4 protein-coding genes are annotated in these 3,952 nt (G+C 66.0%); 2 read left to right on the top strand and 2 right to left on the bottom strand.

Annotated elements, in window-relative coordinates; translation table 11 throughout:
• Window positions 1-7: 7 nt before the first annotated feature.
• Window positions 8-1,612 carry an esterase-like activity of phytase family protein gene (locus tag VML93_RS04860; protein ID WP_325608239.1) on the bottom strand — a complete coding sequence of 535 codons (1,605 nt, stop codon included), beginning with the start codon at window positions 1,610-1,612 and terminating at the stop codon, window positions 8-10.
• A gap of 80 nt (window positions 1,613-1,692) precedes the next feature.
• Complete coding sequence (locus tag VML93_RS04855) at window positions 1,693-2,454, bottom strand: hypothetical protein (RefSeq protein ID WP_325608238.1); 762 nt, start codon at window positions 2,452-2,454, stop codon at window positions 1,693-1,695.
• A gap of 209 nt (window positions 2,455-2,663) precedes the next feature.
• On the opposite strand from VML93_RS04855, the gene VML93_RS04850 reads away from it, so the two are divergent.
• Window positions 2,664-3,113, top strand: a complete 450-nt coding sequence (locus VML93_RS04850; RefSeq protein WP_325608236.1) for a hypothetical protein — start codon at window positions 2,664-2,666, stop codon at window positions 3,111-3,113.
• 2 nt (window positions 3,114-3,115) lie between these two features.
• Window positions 3,116-3,952: alanine racemase (locus VML93_RS04845; RefSeq protein ID WP_325608234.1), on the top strand; the 837-nt coding region annotated here is incomplete at its 3' end.

Raw genomic sequence — 3,952 nt, 5'->3', positions numbered from 1 at the left:
GGGTCACTCAGCCGACTTTGATCGGCACCAGCACGGTTTCCATCTTTGCGGGCAGCTGGGTCGTATCGACGGTCAGAATCTCGCCGCTGTCCTGCGTGCCGTTGGGCAGCATCTTGGGCTTGAGTGTGAACGGTGGAGTCGGCGACGCCAGACCGGCCAGGCCGAAGTCGCTGTCGTTGGCAATCATCAGCGTCTTGCCACCGTCGCGGCTGATGACGCCGTTGATCTTGTCGTGGCCGAAGAAATCGCCGTTGGCGGACAGCGAACGCACCAGTTCTCCGAGATCGAGCTTGAGCGTCTTGCCGGCGACGGCAATCCCGGCGACCTTGAGTTTGTCCGCGGCGGCCGTCTCGGTGGCGGTGCCGACAAAGGTCTCGATCGGCACGCCGTTGACGAGCAGCCCACCCGCCTCGGCGTGATAGGACGTCCCCGGCACCCTCGAGCGGGGGCCGATGTCGGTGGCCCCGGAGATGTCGGCGACGTAGATCTTCTTGTTGCCGCCGGGTTCAGGCGCGTTGTCACGCTCGTCGATCAGGAACGTGGTGGCGCTCAGTGCCGTGATGTCGGAGACCCCCACATTCGTCTGCTGCCGATTGGCCAGCGGATACAGGTACTCGTGCACATTCGTGTGGTCGGCGAGGCTGACGGTCACGATGCGGGTCACCGGGACGGACATGGGCGAGCCCGCCAGACCCGGCGTGCTGAGGGCTGACTGCATGATGCCCACCAGCGTCGATCCGTCGGGGGTGATCGTCAGCCCCTGCATGCCGTGATTCGGGCTGCGCAGCGACAGCTCGCGGGGCAGGGTCCCGTCGAACGGCGAAAGGCGTTCCAGCTCTTTGCCGTCGTTATCGAAATGGACGATGAACGGGCCGTAGTTGTCGGACACCCAGAACGTCCCGTCGGGCATCGCAACCAAACCTTCGCTGTCCAGGCCGTGGTCGGAACGCGCCAGCGCGGTGCCGTTGAGGTCAACCAGTGTGTCGCCGGTGGATGCCTGCGGGTCGATGAGCCCGACCAAGGGCTTGCCGTCACGCCCGCTCAGCACGATGATCCGCTCCAGTGACGCCACGCCGCCTGAGAGTTTGAACTTCGCGATCTGCGGGTGGAAATCGGGTAGCGGAAGCACGACTTCGTTAGGCGAACGCCCCGCGACATCCGGTCCGCGGTCGGTGAGGCCGTAGATCTCGTCGGCGCTGCCCGGCACCGCCGCGATCGCGGATCCGTGCGCGTTGGCCTGGATGGCAACCTCGCCGACGATGGTCAGCGGGGGCTGGTCCTCGGAGTAGAGCCGGACGGCGTGGCTGACGGTGACGGGAAGCTGATCGGTCCCGGTGAAGCCGGCGTCGGGGGTGTAGATCATCGCCCCGTATGAGCCGTAGGCGATGGTGCCGTGCGCGGGCTTGCCGAATGACACCGGCGTCACGCCGTTGGTGGCGGCCAACAACTGGCCCGGGGGGATGGTCAGCACTGCGCCGGGTTTGGTGCTCGGGGTTGCGCTGACCGGCTGCGCAGACTCGGGGCTCGACGTGTCGAACGAAGAGCAGGCCGCCAGCGGAAGCAAAACCGCTCCCGCCGCAACCGCCCAACTCTTCGTGAATGCCGTGCGCATGGCTCAACAAGTTAATTTGTCATGCTGGTGAACTCCAACGGCGCGCCCGGTCGTTGCTGCGCGCCGGCCAAATTTTTCGGTTAATGGCGCTTGTCGCGCACTTTGTAGGTCGACGGCCACGACTTTCGCGACTCGTCTCCGGTCAGCGGCGTCCCCATGCCCCCGACCTTGACGCTGTAGGCCTCCTTGCCGGGGCCGACTTCGCGGTTGGCGTGTTCCTGGGCGAGGTAGTACAGCTCATCGATGGTGGCTTCGTCGTACGCGACGAACGAGGTCTCCCGGGCAACGTCCTCCATCCCGGCCAGCATCCGCGCGGGCAGGAATCGCGACGAAAGCGCCGCGGCTCCGAACAGCGCGAACGGGATGACCCAGTAGCAGATGTACGAGACGGCGCCGTGGCCGTCCACCAGGGGCGGGATCAGCGACGACACGGTCATACCGGCGAACGTGCCGACCCAGACCCAGGTCAACACCTTGGTCAGCTGGGCGAACAGCTCGGTCTTGACCACGTCGGCGGGCTGTTCGGCCGCGGCGAACTCGTGTACGAACGGCTTGCCGGTCAGCACGCTGACCAGCGCCACGGTCAAGATCCCGGCGTTGCTGACCGGCAGTATCCAGGGCCCTAGGTCCGACGCGCTCATCGCCAGCACCAGTACCGTCAGCACCGCGAGCGCCGCGATAGAACCTATTTCGAGCGTTGTCGCCGGTTTTCGGGCGGCTTGCCCGATCGCGAATCCGCCGACGGCTATTGCCAGCGCGACCAGCGCGGCAAGCGCGAACGGGACGTTACCGATAAGCACCCAAAAGACGATCCACGGCGCGAAGCCAGACAGCATGCCCACGATGGGCCAGTGTATGAGCCGCGGGTTTGCCCGCTGCGATCCCGTCTGCAGATGCGGTCGCGCAGGTCAGTATCGCTGGTCGGCCGGCTCTGCGTGGCGCCTCATCGTTGGCGAAAGTTGCAATGAAGTTGTCATTCTCGCCACTGGCGTCGTGCGGCGCACTTTAGGACAGTAGTTCTCGAGCACAGAACCAACCCGAAGGAGTGGACATGCCTTTGTTGCGAGTAACGCTGACGCCCGGGGCATTCGACGACGCACAAAAGTCTCGCCTCGCGGTGGCACTGACCGAGGCAGCATGCCGCGCCGAGTCGGTTCCCGATCTGCCGCAAAGCCGAATGCGCGCCCTGGTCCTCCTCGAGGAGCTTGCGCCAGGGTGCTTCTTCTCCGCGGGCGAACGTGCAGACGCCGCAGTGGCGGGCGTCTTCATCGATTGGCAAGTTAGCACCGGTGTGCTCGACGGCGCCCGCAAAGCCCGGTTCGCGCAGGAGCTTGAGGAGGCCGCAAAGTCGGTCACCGACAGCGACTGCGGCAGGATGGTGGTCACTTCCTGTGTCATCCAAGAAGTGCCCGAAGGCCAGTGGGCACAGAACGGCAGCATCCGCCGCCTACCCGAGGTCGCCGCACTTGCCGGCTTCGAGCACCTCGCCTCCATCGGCTGACGATGCGCGTCGCAGAAGCCTTGGCCCAAGCCATGATCGGCAAGCCAGGCTCCCGCTACACCGTGCCGACACCCGGACTCATTCTGGACGAGGCGGCGCTGGATGCGAACATCGCCAAGATGGCAGCGAGGGTGGCCGGCAAGGTGGTGCTGCGGCCACACGCGAAGACCCATAAGAGCGCGTGGATCGCCGGCAAGCAGGTCGCGGCCGGAGCGGTGGGCGTCTGCTGCGCGAAACTCGGTGAGGCTGAAGCGCTTTCAGCAGCCGGAGTACGTGGCATTCTGCTCACCTCTCCGGTGGTCGATGCCACGGCGCCCAACCGGCTGTGCGACGTGGCGGCAACCGATCCGGGATTCATGTGCGCGGTAGACCATCCCGATCCGGTCGCCGCGCTGGCCGAGGAGGCCGACCGCAGGGGTGCTTCGGTCAACGTCGTGATCGACGTCGACGTGGGCCTGATGCGCACGGGCGTGCCGGGGACTGCCGAAGCGCTCGCGCTTGCCGGGCAGATCGCGCGGCATCGGTCGCTGACGCTGGTCGGCGTTCAGGGTTACGGGGGCCACTGGCAGCACATCGCGGGGCTCGATGGGCGCCGCGCGGCGGTGCATGCCGGGATGGAAGTTCTGGCTGCTGTGGTCGGAGCGCTGCGCGACGCGGGGTATCGGATCGACCTGGTCACGGGCGGCGGCACCGGCACAGTGCAGACGGATTTGGAGTTGGGAGTTCTCAACGAAATCCAGCCCGGCTCCTACGTTTTCATGGACGCGCAATACCTGGCCGCACTGGGCGACGACGAGGACGGGGCGTTCCAACCCAGCCTGCGGGTCTCGACTCAATTG

Source organism: Mycobacterium sp. (genome assembly GCF_035499775.1).
Lineage (GTDB): Bacteria > Actinomycetota > Actinomycetes > Mycobacteriales > Mycobacteriaceae > Mycobacterium.
Note: the sequence above shows the minus strand (reverse complement) of the source record. Positions and strands in the feature narration are given on the sequence as shown.

Excerpts from the sequence above, each read along its gene's own strand:
- VML93_RS04860 (WP_325608239.1), bottom strand. The coding sequence starts at position 1,612 with ATGCGCACGGCATTCACGAAGAGTTGGGCGGTTGCGGCGGGAGCGGTT.
- VML93_RS04850 (WP_325608236.1), top strand. The coding sequence starts at position 2,664 with ATGCCTTTGTTGCGAGTAACGCTGACGCCCGGGGCATTCGACGACGCA.